The following is a 15,621-nucleotide window of genomic DNA, read 5'->3' as shown; positions in this document are numbered from 1 at the left end:
CGGATCGCCGGTCGGCGGGACAATCGAATTGTCGAGAGGGGGTCCGTCATGACGGATGACCTGCCGCGCCGCTCCGCCGTCCACGCTCTGCTCGCGGACGGTACCACGGTCCGCATTCGTCCCGTGGTGCCCGAGGACCGCGAGCAATTGCATGGGCTCTACCAGGGAATGTCGCCCGAGAACCTGCGCATGCGCTTCTTCGCCGTCAGCCCCCGGTCCGCCGCCCTGGCGGCCGACCATGCCTGCGCGCCGTCCGGGCCGGGGCGTCGGGCGCTGCTGGCCGAGCGGCAGGGGCAGGTGATCGGCCTCGCCGAATACGACCGTGGACAGCAGAGCGAGTCGGCCGAGATGGCCCTCGCCGTCGCCGAGGGGCTGCACCACCGAGGCGTGGGGACGCTCCTCGTCGAGCATCTGGTGTCGGCGGCCCGGGCCGACGGTATCAGTACCTTCACCGCGGACGCGCTCAGCGAGAATCGTGAGGTGCTGCGGCTCTTCACCGATCTCGGGCTGCGCGTCATCCGCCACCGTGACGGTCCGGAGGTCTGCTGCACCATCGCGCTCGACCAGGACGATGCCTATCTGTCGGCGGTGGAGGCCCGTGGTCGCATCGCCGACGTGGCCAGCCTCGAGCCGCTGCTGCGGCCAGGAACGGTCGCCGTCGTCGGCGCCGGGCGGCGGCCCGGTTCCGTGGGCCGCGCCCTGCTGCGCCACCTGCACGCCGGAGGCTTCACCGGTCGTCTGCTGGCGGTGAACCCGCACGTCACCTCGCTCCTCGGCGTCCACTCGTACTCCACCGTCGGCGCCCTGCCCGTCACCCCCGACCTCGTCGTGATCGCCACTCCCGCCACCGCAGTACCGGCTGTGGCGGAGGAGTGCGGCAAGGCGGGCGTGCGGGCCCTGGTCGTGGTGTCCGCGGGCCTCGACGCCACCCAGGCGCAGACGTTGCTCACCGCCTGCCGCACCCATGGTGTGCGCCTGGTCGGCCCGAACTGCCTCGGCATCTCCAACACCGACCCGGCTCTGCGGCTGGACGCGACCTTTGCAGCCGGTCATCCGCAGCCCGGCACCGCGGGTGTCGCCGTGCAGTCCGGTGGTGTCGGCATCGCGCTGCTCGACGGTCTCTCCCGCCTGGGAATCGGCGTGTCGACCTTCGTCTCCCTCGGCGACAAGTACGACGTCAGTGGCAACGACATGCTCCAGTGGTGGGAGAGCGACGGCCGCACCGACCTCGCCCTCCTGCACCTGGAGTCCTTCGGCAACCCCCGCGCCTTCTCCCGCACCGCCCGGCGTGTCACCCGCCGGATGCCCGTGCTCACCGTCGACGCGGGCCGCACCGACGCCGGCCGGCGTGCGGCCGCCTCGCACACCGCGGCCGCCGCGACCGGCACCATGACCCGGCAGGCCCTCTTCACGCAGGCCGGCATCACCGCCACTCGCTCCATCGGCGAACTGCTGGAGACGGCCGCCCTGTTCCATGCACAACCGCTGCCCGCCGGCCCCCGCGTCGGCGTCGTCACAAACGCGGGCGGGGCGGGCGTGCTGGTCGCCGATGCATGTGCCGAGGCCGGGCTCACCGTGCCCCAGCCCGCCGCCGAACTGGTCGACGACATGAGCGCCGTCCTGCCCGCGGGAGCGGCCGTCGGCAACCCCGTGGACGCGACCGCCGCCGTGACGGAGGACGAGCTTCGCGTCTGCCTGGACCGGCTCGTCACCTACCGCGGCATCGACGCGATCGTGGTCGCCCTGGTTCCCACGGCGGTCGCCACCGCGACCGGCGACGACCTGGTGCGGGCCGTCACCAGCGGGCCCGGGCGGCAGGACCGGCCCGTCGCCCTCGTACGCCTGGAACAGGACCTGCCCGTCCGCATGCTCCCGGCGACCGGCGGCGGCATGATTCCCTCCTACGCCGAACCCCAGGCGGTTTCGCGTGCGCTGGCCCACGCCGTCCGCAGGGCCGCCTGGCTCGCCCGCCCAGCCGGCACCGCGAGGATCCCCGAGGGGATGGACGCGTCACGGGCCCACGAGCTGGTCGACGGCTACCTCGCCGCGCACCCCGACGGGGGCTGGCTCGCCCCGCGCCCCTGTGCCGAACTCCTGACCTGCTACGGCCTCCCGCAGTCGCCGTGGGCCTGGGCCGAGACCGAGGAGGACGCGGTGCACGCCGCCCGGCGGCTGCGCGGCCCCGACGGCCGGGTCGTCATGAAGGCGCACTGGCCGGGCCTCGTGCACAAGACCCGGCACCACGCCGTCCACCTGGACCTCCAAGGCGATGCCCAGGTGCGTGCAGCCTTCCGGGACTTCGAGACCCGCTTCGCCGGGCTCATGACCGGAGCCGTCGTGCAGCCGCTCGCGGAGCGCGGCACCGAACTGTTCGCGGGAGTCGTCCAGGACGAGGTCTTCGGACCGCTCGTCGTGTTCGGACTGGGAGGCACGGCCACGGAGGTCCTCGCCGACCACGCCGCCCGGCTGGCTCCGCTCACCGACCACGACGTGCACGACCTCATCGCCGCCCCGCGCTGTGCACCGCTGCTGTTCGGCGAGACCGGCGGCGGGCCCGTCGACCTCGAGGGCCTGGAACAACTGCTGCACCGGCTCTCCCGGATGGCGGACGACCTGCCGCAGCTCGCAGAGGCCGACTTCAACCCGGTCCTCGCCTCACCCCGCGGCGTGACGGTGCTCGACGCCCGCGTACGTCTGGTGCCGCGTCGGCCGCAGGATCCCTATCTGCGTCGACTCCGCTGAGGAGAAACGCCATGATGCACAACAAGGTCTGGTCCGTGATGACCGGCGATGTGGTCCGAGCCGAGTACGACACCCCATTCAAGGAGGTGGCGCGGCTGCTCGCCGACCACCACATCAGCGGACTGCCCGTCGTAGACGATGAAGAGCACGTCATCGGCATCGTCTCCGAAACGGACCTGATGATGCACCAGGCCGGGACATCCGCTCCGGATGAGCCGGATCGACGCTTCCACTTCACGGCGCTGACGCCCGCAGCTCGGCGGCAGGCGGCGGCTCGCACGGCCGGTCAGCTGATGTCCCAGCCGCCCGTCACCGCCCATGCCGACGACACCATCGTCGAGGCCGCTCGCACCATGGCCCAATGTCGCGTGGAGCGGCTTCCCGTGCTCGACGAGGAGGACCGGCTGGTCGGCATGGTCACCCGTAGCGACCTGCTGCGGGTGTTCCTGCGCACCGACGCCGAGATCCGCCAGGAGGTGACTCGGGAGGTACTGGAGCGAGCCTTGCGGCTGGAGCCCCGCAGCATCGACGTATCGGTGACCGACGGGGTCGTCACCCTGCGAGGCCAGATGGAACGCAAGAGCGACAGCGAGATCGCTGTATCCATGGCCCTGCAGCTCGACGGTGTGGTGGACGTCGTCGACAGGCTCACCTACCGCCTTGACGACACGATGCTTCAGCCCGATGAGCGGCCGCTGCAAGGGCCGGCTGACGACTGGCGGCGTGGGCGGTGAAGGGAGGCGGACAGGAGGAGGGACTGGTCTCCTACGGCAAGTGATCAGCCGTGGCCCAAGCCCCGCGGGCTGGTGATGCATCGCGCCGCGGGAGCACCTCTGGCAGGTTCGCGGTCACATCACGCCCGTCGGGTCGGCGTCGCCGCCGTTGCCGCCGTACGGTCGGTGGTGAACCAGTCACGGACCAGGTCCACGACCGCCTCCAAGGCTCCCGGTGCGGCGAAGTCACTGGTGGTGTCCTCCACCACCGAGATGCGGCAGGGACAGCACATCCAGTCGGCGGCGAGTCGGCAGAGGCCGATCCCCCGTGTGTCGAGGCCACCGACGACGAACAAGGTCGGAGCCCGCACCCGCGCCAGAGCCGCCGGGCCGGCCAGCTCCGGCTGTCCGCCCAGGGAGACAACCGCTCGAATCCCGTCGTCCGAGGCGGCCGCCTGAAGCGCTGCGGCCCCACCCGTGCCGTCTCCCACATACCCGATGGGCAATCCTGCCTCCCGACGGATCCAATGCGTCGCCGCCTGGAGGCGCCGGGCGAGGAGGACTATGTCGAAGATGTTGTGGCGGTTCACTTGCTCCTCCTCGGCCAGCAGGTCGAGGAGCAGAGTGCCCAGGCCGGCGCGGTGGAGTCCCGCAGCGACGGCCTCGCTGCGGAGGCTGTGCCGGCCACAGCCGCCGTGCGCGAAGACCACCACGGCCTCGGCCGAGTCGGGCAGCGCCAGCCGGGCGTCCAGCCCTGCCGGACCGGCTGCCACCTCGACCTCCTCGTCCCGCGGCCTCCTGCCCGGGCCGGTCGGCCGGGCGACCGTCCGGGGGGCCGAAGCCCAGGAAAGCCTCGGCTGTTCGATGCCACGGCCCAGGCGCTGTCCGGCGTCCGTGCGGTTCTCGGAGCACATGTGCCACCTCCTGGATCGATGGTCCGGCGGCGCAGGGGCCGCACACCGCCTCACTGCCAGTGCAGCTCATGCACGTCGCACCGGACAGGGGCCTGCGGCCCTTCTCAAGGGCCGTTCGGGCCTTCCGCGGACTGTGCAGAACGCGGCCCCGGTGTTGCGCGTGCGCTGAGACCGGCTCGGAGATGTCCGGGCACGCCCCTACTGGGGCCGACCGGCCCAAGCGGGTTCCCGGCCACACCGGACATGGTGGAAGTACAGGCAATGTCCGCCGAGAGGGCGAGGTCTGAGATGAAGGGTTATGTGTTCCACGGGCCCGGGCAGGCCGCCTGGGAAGAAGTCTCCGACCCGGACCTCAAGGAGCGCACCGACGCGGTGGTGCGGGTCGATGCCGTCACGATCTGCGGCACGGACTTGCACATCCTGAAAGGCGATGTGCCCGAGGTGCGTCCGGGCACAGTCCTCGGCCACGAGGCGGTCGGCGAGGTGGTCGAGGTCGGCGGCGACGTACGCACCGTACGTCCGGGAGACCGGGTTCTGGTCTCCTGCATCACCGCCTGCGGCCGGTGCCGCTACTGCCGGGAGGGCGCCTACGGCCAGTGCCTCGGCGGAGGCGGCTGGATCCTCGGGCACCTGATCGACGGGACGCAGGCGGAGTACGTCCGGGTTCCCCACGCCGACCTCTCCGTGCATGCCCTGCCCGGCGCGGTCACCAACGAGGACGCCGTGCTGCTGGCCGACATTTTCCCGACGGCCTACGAGGTCGGCGTCCTCAACGGGCGCGTACGTCCCGGAGACACGGTCGTCGTGGTGGGCGCCGGTCCCATCGGGTTGGCCGCCATCGCCACGGCCCGGCTGTTCGCGCCCGAGCGGATCGTGGCCGTGGACATGGCCGCCGCCCGGCTGGAGGCCGCGCGAAAACTCGGCGCCGAGGCCGTGGCCGACGCCCGTGAGGAGCCCGGCCAACTGGTCTCGGACCTCACTGAGGGCCTCGGCGCGGACGTCGTCATCGAGGCCGTGGGCGTGCCGGAGACCTTCGAGATGTGTACGCGCATGGTCCGCCCCGGAGGTCACGTCGCCAACGTAGGCGTGCACGGCAAGCCGGCCACGCTGCACCTGGAAGACCTGTGGATCAAGAACCTGACCATCACCACCGGTCTGGTCGACACCCACTCCACACCCACACTGCTGCGGATGGTGGCGGCCGGCCGGCTGCCCACGACTCAGCTTGTGACCCACACCTTCCCGCTCGACCACATGGCGGAGGCGTATGACGTCTTCGCCCGTGCCGCCGATACCGGAGCGCTGAAGATCGTACTCGGCGGGCCTCAACGCGAGGTCGTCGCCGTCGGCGCGGCCTGACGTGACACGGCCCGACGGGCAGGACGGCGACGGGTCGTGTCAGAAGTACCATGCCGGGCCCCGGCCGCCCCGGGCCGTTCTCCGACAGGTCCGGGACGGATGGGCCTGGCCCATGGCCACCGTCGCGACAAGCATGGAAAGCGGCACGAGGACGACACCCGAAAGACAGCCCGCTGATGTATCGCAACGACGGATTCCGCGAACTGGAGCGACAGGAGTGCCTGCGTCTGCTGGAACAGGCGGCCGTGGGCCGCATCGTCCACACCCGCGAGGCCCTCCCCGCTGTGCTGCCGGTCAACTTCCTCCTGGAGCAGGACGGCGCCGTACTGCTGCGTACCTCGGCGGCCTCCGAGCTGGTCCGCGCCATCGACGGGGCCGTCGTCGCCTTCGAGGCCGACGAATTCGACGCAGCCGCCCATTCGGGCTGGAGTGTCGTCGTCATAGGTCCCGCCTCTGTGGTGACCGACCCGGCCGAGCATGAGCGTCTGGTCCGGACCGGCCCGCGCTCCTGGGTCCGCTGGCCCGTGGAGGTCTTCGTCCGCATCAAGGCGGAACTGGTCACCGGGCGAGAGCTCGCGGGAGGCCGCACCATGTACGGGATGGACCTGGCATCCCGGCCCGTCACGTGAGCCCGCCGCCTCTGTCCTCGTGCTTCTTGACCGCAGCGGGTCGAGTGGCCAGAAGGGGGGCTCACCATTGGCTTCCGCTGCCGTAGGGGGCGAAGAGGTCGAGCAGCCGCCTCCGGGCCGCGTGCAGCCGGTCGGCGACCACGTTGCCGACCCAGACGGCGACCGCACGGCCGAACTCCGGGTCGTCGGCGCACATGGCGCGCACGGTGGCCGCGTCGAACTCCCAGGCCCTGACGGGGCTCATCGCTTCACAGCCCAGATGCCACTGGTAGGGAGGGAAGTGCCAGGACCAGCCGACCAGTTCACCGGGCCCCAGGGACTCGATGACGGCGGCGCGACGGCCGGGGACGCGAAGGTCGAGGGTGACAGTTCCGGTCCGGACGATCCAGAAACGGTCGGCCCTGCTGCCCTCTTCGAACAGACGCGTGCCCGCGTCGATGGACACCTCGCGGGCGATCCGCATGAGTCGCTCGCGGTGGTCGGCCGGCAGGGCCCTGGCCAGTGTGGTGGTGGAGGTCATCGCTCCGGTTCCCTTCGTTCCTGTTGTTCGCCCCGATCAGTCGGGTCGGCGCTCCTGAGGCTTCGGTGCCATCGCTGCCTTCAGGCGCCGCAAGGGTCGCTGATTGCAGCCTGACGCCGAGTGGGACGGGAGACCACGGGCCACTCAGACCCGACCGAGGGCCGTTCGGCCCTCTTCGCCCGCCGGTCGGCGCGGTTCACCCGGAAGCCGTCGGGAGCAGCTCCCCGGCGACCGTGTTGCTCGAGGCCGAAACATCCACCCGGCTGGGGCCCAAAGGCCCCTCCTGCTGCCGGGGCCCCGGTGAGACCTTGGACAGGGGAACCCACTGCTGCACGACGTGGCAGCCTCGCGAAGGCGGTGAGGACCCATGGAACTGCCCCTGGTGGTGGGCGTCGACGGATCGAACGGCAGCCTGCTCGCGGTCGACTGGGCGGTCGACGAGGCCGCCCGGTACGGTCTGCCGCTGCGGCTCGTGTACGCCTCCCTCTGGGAACGCCACGAAGGTGCCGTACCGAGCAACAGCCCCGAGCGCCCTGGCGAGCGCGTGCGGGCGGACCATGTCCTCGCCTCCGCGGCGGAGCGCGCGCGGCGGCGCAACCCCGATCTCGAGGTCTGCACCGAGGCAGTTCTCGCGGAAGCGGTCTCAGCACTCCTGAGCGAAAGTCACCACGCCTTCGCCCTCGTCACCGGATCGCGAGGCCGGGGTGAGCTGAAAGGGATGCTCCTCGGATCGGTCGGTCTCGCTGTCACTGCCCGTGCGCACTGCCCGGTCGTCGTGGTCCGCGGGGACGGTCCCGGTCTGGCCGGCGCCCACAACCGCGTACTCCTCGGTGCCGGTGACCCGGGCACGTGCGGCGAAGCGGTGCGCTTCGCCTTCCGGGAGGCCGGCGTACGCGGGTGCGTCCTCGACGTCGTGCGCACCGGTCGCTGGCCCGCGCGTGAGGCTCTGGAGCATCCGGAACGGGCCCGCGAATCCGACCACCGGCATGAGCAACAGGCTTCCGCCGTACTCGACGCACTGATCGCGGAGGAGGCGGTCGCCCGTCCGGACGTGCGGGTGCAACGTGCGACGGTCGAGGGACCGGCCCGCAAGGTGCTCGTCCACCGATCGGCCGCCGCGGACCTCGTCGTGGTCGGGGCACGGCGCAGGACCGGTCCTTTCGGCCTGCAGCTCGGACGCGTGAGTCACACCCTGCTTCACCACGCTGCCTGCCCGGTGGCGGTCGTGCCCGAACGCGACTGATCGGCTGTCGTGCGTGAAGAGTGGCGACAGGTGGCACCTACGACGGTGGTCATCGGGTGCCCGAGGCGGCGTCGGCATGGGCGAGGCCCCATCGTCGGTGCCTGCCGCGAACCGGCACCGGGATGAGCCGCCCCGGCGCCCCCGGCCATCATGCGCTCTGCCGCTCCCAAGGCCGGACAGAGCGGGACAGTGACCGCAGTCTGCTCCCAAAGCGGACTGTACGGCCGGCCAGTTCCGCGTTCGTACGGTCGGAGTCAGGCTTTGGGGGGAGGGCCGGTGCGCAGCGTGTTCAGGCGGCGCTGGTACTCCTCCTCGTCGATCTCCCCGCGGGCGAACCGCTCACCGAGGATCTCTTGAGGTGTCGGTGCGGCGGGAGTGTGGGTGTGTGCGTGGGGCTGGTTGACGGCACGGAGGACCAGCACGAGGGCTGCGATGATCAGCGCCCAGAACAGGACCATGCCGACCGACATCCCGAACCAGGCCCACCCGCCCATGCCGTGGGCGTACCAGAACATCATCGCCACTCACCTGCTTCGGCTTATCGGCGACCGGGCGCCGGAAGAGCTCCCCGTGGGTCCTCGCCTTCACGTCCATCGTCGCTCTGCCCCGTGAGGCGGTCTGGGGCCGGACGGCCCAGGACCAGCGGGCCGTTCAGCCCCTACCCGGCGGGGGTACCCGGGCGCAGGCTGGTGAGTGACCCGCCAAGGAGGCGAGAAGCCCATGGCTGCCATCGATCTCGTTGTGGTCCTGACGTCTGCCGCGCTGGTCTCCATGCTGGGGTGGTACTTCTTCGGGCCGCGCCGGGCCGGTGCGGCCCGGCTGGAAGGCGGCGTACAGCGGGTGGAAGTGACGGTACGGGGCGGCTACAGCCCCGACGTGATCAAGGTCCGCCAGGGCACGCCGGTGGAGCTGGTCTTCGACCGGCAGGAGGCCGGCGAATGCACCTCCCGCGTGGTTTTCCCCGATCTCGAAGTCGGCGCGGGCCTGCCCGCCCACAGCCGCACCACCGTTCGGCTCAATCCTGACCGGCCGGGCTCCTTCGGCTTCGCCTGCGGCATGAACATGATCCACGGCACGCTGCTTGTCGAACCCGCGGAAGGGATGGCACCGCCCGCCCCGGACGGCGACGGTGCCACGGCCGCCTCCCCTCCGGCGGACGGTGGGCCGCCGTCGGCGGGTGAGGAACGGACGGCGGCCGAGGCGGAGGCCGTGGACACCGCCGAGCGGCAGGTGGAGATCAGGGACCTCACCCGCCGAGTGCTGACGGGCGCGGTGCTCACCGCTCCGGTGCTCTTCGCCGTGATGGCCCATGAACTGTTCGGTGCGGGCTGGGTGCCGGGCTGGATGCTGAACCACTGGCTGCAGCTGGCGCTGATCACGCCGGTGATGTTCTACACCGGGTGGCCGATTCATGTGACGGGCTGGCTGACCCTGCGCCACCGGGCCGCCGACATGAACTCCCTGATCACCCTGGGTACGAGTGCTGCCTACGGCTACAGCCTGCTGGTCACGCTCGCCCCAGGTCTGCTGCCCGAGGACGTGCGGGAGGTCTACTTCGAGGCCGTCGGCGTGATTCTGACTCTCATCCTTCTCGGACGGTTGCTGGAGGCGCGGGCGAAGGCCGGCACCGGTGAGGCCATCCGTGCCCTGCTGGGCCTGCGGGCCCGCACCGCTCGAGTGGTGCGCGACGGCACCGAGTCCGAGATCCCCGTCGAGGACGTCGTGGTCGGCGACGAACTGGTCATCCGTCCCGGAGAGAAGATCCCCGTGGACGCCGACGTGCTCTCGGGTTCCTCCCCGGTCGACGAGTCGATGGTCACGGGCGAGCCGATGCCGGTGACGAAGAACGCTGGGGACACGGTCATCGGCGCCACCGTCAACGGCACTGGGTCCTTGCGCGTCCGGGCGGCCAAGGTCGGTGCGGAGACGGTGCTCGCCCAGATCATCCGTCTCGTCCAGCAGGCCCAGGCATCGAAGGCCCCCATCCAGCGGCTGGCGGACGCGGTGTCGGCGTACTTCGTGCCCGCGGTGATCGCCATCGCGATCGGCACCTTCGCGGTCTGGTTCACCCTCGGGCCGTCGCCCGCGCTGACCTTGTCCCTGGTATCGGCGGTGGCCGTACTGATCATCGCCTGTCCGTGTGCCTTGGGCCTTGCCACTCCGCTGTCGGTGATGGTCGGTACGGGTAAAGGGGCCCGGGCGGGCATCCTGATCCGCTCCGCCGAAGCCCTGGAGACGGCGCACAAGCTGGACACGGTGGTCCTGGACAAGACCGGCACGGTCACCGAGGGCAAGCCCGTCCTGACCGACGTCCGTCCCGCCGAGGGATTTGACGCGACGCTGCTGCTGCGGCTGGTCGCGGGGGCCGAGGCCGACAGCGAGCACCCGCTCGCCCAAGCCATCGTCACCGGTGCCCGCGCCCGCAGCCCAGGCCCGCCGACGGCAACGGGCTTCGACTCGGTCACCGGCAAGGGCGTCCAGGCCACCGTCGACGGACGCGCCGTCCTGGTCGGCACCACCCGGCTCCTCGGCGACGCCGGCATCGACACTGCCGCCTTGGCCCCGGTCGCGGCCAGCCTCTCAGTCGAGGGCAAGACCCCCGTGCTCGCGGCCGTCGACGGACGCCCCGCAGGCGTGCTCGCCGTCGCCGACACCGTCAAGGACGACTCCGCCGCAGCCATCGCCGCCCTCAAACGCCTCGGCATCGAGGTCGTCATCATCACCGGCGACAACGCCCGCACGGCTGCGGCCATCGCCGCCCAGGTGGGCGTGGGCCGGGTGCTGGCCGAGGTGCTGCCCGAACACAAGGCGGACGAGATCCGCCGCCTGCAGGGCGAGGGCCGGACCGTGGGCATGGTCGGCGACGGCATCAACGACGCCCCTGCCCTGGCCGCCGCCGACGTCGGCCTGGCCATCGGCACCGGCACCGACGTGGCCATCGAAGCCGCCGACATCACCCTCATCTCGGGCTCCCTCAGCGGAGTCGTCACCGCGATCCGTCTGTCGCGGGCCACCATGCGCAATATCCGCCAGAACCTGTTCTTCGCACTGGCCTACAACGCCGTCGGTGTCCCGCTCGCCGCAGGCGCCCTGTACCCGCTGTGGGGACTGCACCTGAGCCCGGTCATCGCTGCCGCCGCCATGGCGCTCAGCTCGCTGTCGGTCGTCACCAACGCATCCCGGCTGCGTCGCTGGCGCACTCAGCGGCTCCCCGAGGCCCGGCCCGCCCGCGTCCAGCCCCGTGTGGAGTCCGCAGCCGAGCGAGCCCAGGCCGGCACCACGGCCGCCACAGCGGACTCCGGGTACCACCCACCCGCCTCCCACGGCGGCGACAGCGTGGCCAAGGACCCGGTGTGCGGCATGCAGGTGGACAGGACCACCGCCGCCGAACACCGCGAAACCGAGAACGGCACCTACTGCTTCTGCTCCGGTCACTGCGCCGCCACATTCGACGCCGCTCCTGACCGCTACATGGACCCCACGTCCGGCAGTGCACAGGAGGGAGGTGAACACCGATGACCACCGCCTCATCCTCCCCGGGCGACGTTCGAAGGCAGCACGCACGGTCCAACGAACGGCACACCAAGGCACCCGGTTATGCCGACCACGAGACCGGCCACGTGGCCCGACCGGAGAAGATCGGGAGCCGAGGAACTGGCGCGCGACGGATCCGGAGAGCTGCTCTCAAGCGTGCTGAGGCAGGGCCGGAACCGTGCAGGCCACCCGGTTCGGCCGTCGGCTCCGTCTGCCAAGCCGCGAGCAGACGCGCTGCCCTCACGTCGCTCCCGGCCCCACTACTGACGATCACCGCACCCGCTGGCCGGTCGTCGGTCATGGTCTCCTGGCATGGCGGCGGACTGCCTGGTCCGCCGAAGCGGCCGGAACTGGGCCTGGGCGTCGACGAGGCGGGACGCCGTGGCCTGCCGCCGCGGCTCGTCCACGCCGAAGGCGTACCGACCCGCGGATACCGGCCGGGGGAGGCAATGCCGCCCTGGGCGGAGTGGAACCGGGCGCTGCACGGCTTGGCGACCAGGTCCTCAGGAATGCGGTCGCCCTTGTGGAGTTCCGGCAGCCGACGGTGGAGGTGTCGACGCTGCCGGCGGAGGGCGAGCCGGCGTGGGTCGTGCGCGAGGAAGGCGCGCAGAGCTTGCCTGGTGGTGGGCTCCCGGCACCTGAGCAGGCGGCGCGAGATGTGCACCTGCGCCTCGGGGCGCTCCCGCTGAGCGCCCATTGGGTGGCAAGATCGGCCACTCCCCATGACTGGAGTCCTGCCGCACCCGGCTACCCGCCACTGGCGCCCTCAGTCGTCCCTTGCCCCTCCCCGCACCACCACGACCGGACAGGCCGCGTGGTGCAGCAGGGCCTGGCTCACTGACCCCAGAAGCAGCCCGGCGAAACCACCGCGCCCCCGCGCACCGACCACCACCAGTTGCGCGGACCGACTCGCCTCGATCAACGCTTCCCGTGTCCTGCCGTGCACCACCCGCTGTTCCACCACGACGCCCGGGTATTGCTCCTGCCGACCGGCGAGCGCCTCGGACAACAGCCGCTCCTCCTCGTCGGCCAGTGCTCCCGGCGGGTTCGTGTACGGCATCGACGCATCCGGCGGTGCGGGCATCGGCGCGTTCCACGTGGTCCAGGCGTGCAGCGCCACCAACGGCGCCTGCCGCAGGGAAGCCTCGGCGAAGGCGAAATCCACTGCCTTCGCCCCCGCAGCCGAGCCGTCGACGCCCAGGACGATCGGACCGTCGGAGTGTGGCTGCTCGCGCACCACGAGAACGGGACACCGGCCGTACGCCGCCAGATGCACCGCCGACGACCCCACCAGCAGTCCGACGAATCCGCCCATGCCCCGGGACCCGACCACCACCAGCTCCGCGGCGCGTGACTGCGCCCCTCCAGAACCGTCAACGGCTCGCCCGTCACCACGACATGACTGACATCGACCTCCGGCGCCACCGCCCGTGCCCGCTCCAGGGCCTCGGCCACGAGGCGATCGACCATGTTCTGCAGGCCGCCCTCCGGCGGTCCCAGCGGTGACGGCCCCAAGGGCACATGCATCGCGGGCCAGACAAACGCATGCACCACCCGTAGCCCCGCCCCGCGCAACCACGCCTCCCGCGCGGCCACCTCCACTGCGGCAAGACTCGACGCCGAACCGTCCACCCCTACGACCACGAGACCACTCACCATGCCTCCCACGCACAGATGCTTTGCCACTCACCTCCAGCTTCACCCTGGTACCCGTCCACCGTGTGGTCGTGAAGCCGGCGGCGTGAGTCTCAGCTGGCTGTGGGGGAGAGGTGCCTACTTCGGGGCAGTGACGGCAGTGAACCCCGATCGCCGAGGCCTGACCGGACTGCCTGGCCCTCTGGGCGCGGCAGGGCCGGCAGCGCGCATGGCGTCGTACACGTGCGGGGCCTTACCTGCGCGTTCCTCCGCTATGTCGACGCGAGATCGGAGGATCGTCGCTGGTGGCGAAACCCCCATACGCCCTCTCCAGATAGAGACGTGAATGCTTGCGTGCGACGTGATGATGGGCGCATGGACGTGAACGAAGTGCTGCTGCCCGGGGTGGGGATGCGTTACGAGTTCGTCAACCACGAGGGGGACCGGATGGGGGTCGTCGCCCGTCGGTCGGGCGATTTCGAGCTGATGGTCTATGAGAGCGTGGATCCGGACGAGGCGCGGCTCGTGTTCCGGCTGACCGGCGAGGAGGCGGACGCTCTCGCCGAGATTCTGGGCGCTCCACGCATTGCGGAGCGTTTCGCGGACCTGGCCAAGGAGGTGCCCGGGCTCAGTGCCGGGCAGGTCGAGGTGCGGGCGGGCGGGCCTTTCGTCGACCGTCCGCTGGGGGAGACCAGAGCACGGACCAGGACCGGCGCGTCGATCGTGGCGGTCGTGCGCGGCGGGGAAGTGATCGCCTCCCCGGGGCCGGGCCAGGTGTTGTCCGCGGGGGACGTGCTCGTGGTGATCGGAACCCACGACGGGATCGCCGCGGTGGAGCAGATCATCCAGGCTGACCGGTGAAGGTCTCGGTCGCCCTGCTGCTGGAGCTGGGAGTCATCCTGGCCGCGCTGAGCCTGCTCGGGGCGCTGGCCCGGCGCTTCGCACTCTCGCCCATTCCGCTCTACCTCTTGGCGGGGCTGGCTCTGGGCGAGGGGGGCATCGCCCCGGTTCCGGCCGCCGGCCCGTTCGTGGAGACCGGGGCGGGCATCGGGGTGGTCCTGTTGCTGCTGGTGCTCGGTCTTGAGTTCACCGTGCCGGAGTTCACCGTCAGCTTGCGCCGCCATCTGCCCTCCGCGGCGGTCGATCTCGTGTTGAACGCGGCCCCTGGAGCCGTGGTGGGATGGCTGCTGGATCTGGACGCCGCCGGGATCCTGGCACTTGCGGGAGTGACCTACATCTCCTCCTCGGGCATCATCGCCCGGCTCCTGAGCGACCTGGGACGGCTGGGCAACCGGGAGACTCCGGCCGTGCTGTCCGTGCTGGTCCTGGAGGACTTCGCGATGGCCGCGTACCTTCCGCTGCTCGCCGTCGTCGCCGCCGGCGGCACCTGGCGGCAGGCACTGCTGGGAGTCCTGCTGGCCCTCGGCGCGGTCCTGGCCGCGTTCGCCGTGTCGTATTGGTGGGGACACCATCTCGGGAGGGTGCTGCTGCGTCTGCGTCCCGACGCCGAGCAACTGCTGCTCCGGGTGCTCGGCGTCACCCTGATCGTCGCGGCGCTCGCCGAGGCTGTGCACATCTCCGCCGCGGTCGGCGCCTTCATCGTGGGACTGGCGCTCACCGGTGAGGCGGCCGACCGGGCACGGCAGGTGCTGAGCCCGCTGAGGGACCTGTTTGCGGCCGTCTTCTTCCTCGCCATCGGCCTGTCCGTCAGGCCGGAGACGCTGCTGCCGGTGCTTCCCGTCGCCCTGCTGCTGGGGGTGGTCACGGCGCTGACGAAGGTGGCGGCCGGCTGGTACGCCGCGCGGCGGGAGGGCGTGGGACGCCGGGGTCGGCTGCGGGCCGGTACGGCACTCATCGCACGCGGCGAGTTCTCCCTCGTCATGATCGGTCTGGTCGGCGTGCGCCAGGACCGGCTCGGCGCCCTGGTGTCCGCCTACGTTCTCCTGATCGCCGTGGCCGGACCAGTGGTCACCCGCTTCGCCGGCACTCGCCCGGCCCTCCGTGCCGAGGCGGCTCGGAAGGGGGACACCCGCGTCGCGGCCGAGCAGGGGCAAGGAAGTGGCACGGCCGGGTAGAGCCGCTGGGGACACAGGAGGTCGTCGTTGGCGATGACGAGCGCGATGAGCGCGGCGATGCCGAGGAGGCGCAGCCACGCCTGGCCTGCGATCGCCGTCGGCCGTCTCCGGGACCATGACCTCCTTGGCCAGGTCATCTCGCCCGCGGGGTCGTGGGCTGGGGGCTTTGGCCATGGCCTTTTCGAGCTGGCGGTCGACGCGGAGTCTCTCCAGGGCCGCGTCCTGTACCCCGCAGGAGGCGTTCCCTGCGCGGAGCG

General features: G+C 71.4%; 11 protein-coding genes and 1 pseudogene. 8 read left to right on the top strand and 4 right to left on the bottom strand.

The window, feature by feature from the left end; translation table 11 throughout:
- Window positions 1–48 precede the first annotated feature (48 nt).
- Both H0H10_RS26815 and H0H10_RS26810 read left to right on the top strand, forming a co-directional pair.
- The gene (locus tag H0H10_RS26815) at window positions 49–2,742 is read left to right on the top strand and encodes a bifunctional acetate--CoA ligase family protein/GNAT family N-acetyltransferase (protein ID WP_188183695.1); all 2,694 of its coding nucleotides are present in this window, start codon (window positions 49–51) and stop codon (window positions 2,740–2,742) included.
- Window positions 2,743–2,753: 11 nt separating this feature from the next.
- Complete coding sequence (locus H0H10_RS26810) at window positions 2,754–3,476, top strand: CBS domain-containing protein (protein WP_188183694.1); 723 nt, start codon at window positions 2,754–2,756, stop codon at window positions 3,474–3,476.
- A gap of 119 nt (window positions 3,477–3,595) precedes the next feature.
- Here H0H10_RS26810 and H0H10_RS26805 read toward each other — a convergent pair whose 3' ends face one another.
- Window positions 3,596–4,228, bottom strand: a complete 633-nt coding sequence (locus tag H0H10_RS26805; protein WP_188183693.1) for a dienelactone hydrolase family protein — start codon at window positions 4,226–4,228, stop codon at window positions 3,596–3,598.
- A gap of 429 nt (window positions 4,229–4,657) precedes the next feature.
- Between H0H10_RS26805 and H0H10_RS26800 the strand changes: the two genes are divergently transcribed.
- Both H0H10_RS26800 and H0H10_RS26795 read left to right on the top strand, forming a co-directional pair.
- Complete coding sequence (locus H0H10_RS26800; protein ID WP_188183692.1) at window positions 4,658–5,728, top strand: zinc-dependent alcohol dehydrogenase family protein; 1,071 nt, start codon at window positions 4,658–4,660, stop codon at window positions 5,726–5,728.
- A gap of 176 nt (window positions 5,729–5,904) precedes the next feature.
- Window positions 5,905–6,357 carry a pyridoxamine 5'-phosphate oxidase family protein gene (locus H0H10_RS26795; RefSeq protein ID WP_188183691.1) on the top strand — a complete coding sequence of 151 codons (453 nt, stop codon included), beginning with the start codon at window positions 5,905–5,907 and terminating at the stop codon, window positions 6,355–6,357.
- 61 nt (window positions 6,358–6,418) lie between these two features.
- On the opposite strand, the gene H0H10_RS26790 is transcribed toward H0H10_RS26795, so the two are convergent.
- Window positions 6,419–6,877: a Crp/Fnr family transcriptional regulator gene (locus H0H10_RS26790; protein ID WP_188183690.1), complete on the bottom strand. Its 459-nt coding sequence runs from the start codon at window positions 6,875–6,877 to the stop codon at window positions 6,419–6,421.
- A 367-nt stretch (window positions 6,878–7,244) separates the two neighbouring features.
- On the opposite strand from H0H10_RS26790, the gene H0H10_RS26785 reads away from it, so the two are divergent.
- Window positions 7,245–8,120 (top strand): universal stress protein, encoded by an 876-nt coding sequence (locus H0H10_RS26785; protein ID WP_188183689.1) that lies wholly within the window; start codon window positions 7,245–7,247, stop codon window positions 8,118–8,120.
- A 254-nt stretch (window positions 8,121–8,374) separates the two neighbouring features.
- Here H0H10_RS26785 and H0H10_RS26780 read toward each other — a convergent pair whose 3' ends face one another.
- Window positions 8,375–8,638, bottom strand: a complete 264-nt coding sequence (locus H0H10_RS26780; RefSeq protein ID WP_188183688.1) for an SHOCT domain-containing protein — start codon at window positions 8,636–8,638, stop codon at window positions 8,375–8,377.
- Window positions 8,639–8,840: 202 nt separating this feature from the next.
- On the opposite strand from H0H10_RS26780, the gene H0H10_RS26775 reads away from it, so the two are divergent.
- The gene (locus H0H10_RS26775) at window positions 8,841–11,639 is read left to right on the top strand and encodes a heavy metal translocating P-type ATPase (RefSeq protein ID WP_188183687.1); all 2,799 of its coding nucleotides are present in this window, start codon (window positions 8,841–8,843) and stop codon (window positions 11,637–11,639) included.
- A 781-nt stretch (window positions 11,640–12,420) separates the two neighbouring features.
- Here H0H10_RS26775 and H0H10_RS26770 read toward each other — a convergent pair.
- Window positions 12,421–13,313 (bottom strand): annotated as a pseudogene (locus tag H0H10_RS26770) (universal stress protein).
- A gap of 351 nt (window positions 13,314–13,664) precedes the next feature.
- Between H0H10_RS26770 and H0H10_RS26765 the strand changes: the two are divergent.
- Together H0H10_RS26765 and H0H10_RS26760 are read left to right on the top strand one after the other, a co-directional pair.
- Window positions 13,665–14,150: a cation:proton antiporter regulatory subunit gene (locus tag H0H10_RS26765; RefSeq protein ID WP_188183686.1), complete on the top strand. Its 486-nt coding sequence runs from the start codon at window positions 13,665–13,667 to the stop codon at window positions 14,148–14,150.
- On the top strand, window positions 14,147–15,364 hold the full coding sequence (locus tag H0H10_RS26760) for a cation:proton antiporter (RefSeq protein WP_309141905.1): 1,218 nt from the start codon (window positions 14,147–14,149) through the stop codon (window positions 15,362–15,364). The genes H0H10_RS26765 and H0H10_RS26760 overlap by 4 nt, the downstream gene beginning before the upstream one ends.
- Window positions 15,365–15,621 lie beyond the last annotated feature (257 nt).

The organism is Streptomyces griseicoloratus (genome assembly GCF_014534645.1).
Classification (GTDB): domain Bacteria; phylum Actinomycetota; class Actinomycetes; order Streptomycetales; family Streptomycetaceae; genus Streptomyces; species Streptomyces griseicoloratus.
Note: the sequence above shows the minus strand (reverse complement) of the source record. Positions and strands in the feature narration are given on the sequence as shown.

Bases quoted from the DNA above. Each gene is read 5' to 3' on its own strand.
- H0H10_RS26810 (WP_188183694.1), top strand. From the start codon at position 2,754: ATGATGCACAACAAGGTCTGGTCCGTGATGACCGGCGATGTGGTCCGA.
- H0H10_RS26765 (WP_188183686.1), top strand. From the start codon at position 13,665: ATGGACGTGAACGAAGTGCTGCTGCCCGGGGTGGGGATGCGTTACGAG.
- H0H10_RS26785 (WP_188183689.1), top strand. From the start codon at position 7,245: ATGGAACTGCCCCTGGTGGTGGGCGTCGACGGATCGAACGGCAGCCTG.
- H0H10_RS26790 (WP_188183690.1), bottom strand. From the start codon at position 6,877: ATGACCTCCACCACCACACTGGCCAGGGCCCTGCCGGCCGACCACCGC.
- H0H10_RS26780 (WP_188183688.1), bottom strand. From the start codon at position 8,638: ATGATGTTCTGGTACGCCCACGGCATGGGCGGGTGGGCCTGGTTCGGG.
- H0H10_RS26815 (WP_188183695.1), top strand. From the start codon at position 49: ATGACGGATGACCTGCCGCGCCGCTCCGCCGTCCACGCTCTGCTCGCG.
- H0H10_RS26775 (WP_188183687.1), top strand. From the start codon at position 8,841: ATGGCTGCCATCGATCTCGTTGTGGTCCTGACGTCTGCCGCGCTGGTC.
- H0H10_RS26800 (WP_188183692.1), top strand. From the start codon at position 4,658: ATGAAGGGTTATGTGTTCCACGGGCCCGGGCAGGCCGCCTGGGAAGAA.
- H0H10_RS26795 (WP_188183691.1), top strand. From the start codon at position 5,905: ATGTATCGCAACGACGGATTCCGCGAACTGGAGCGACAGGAGTGCCTG.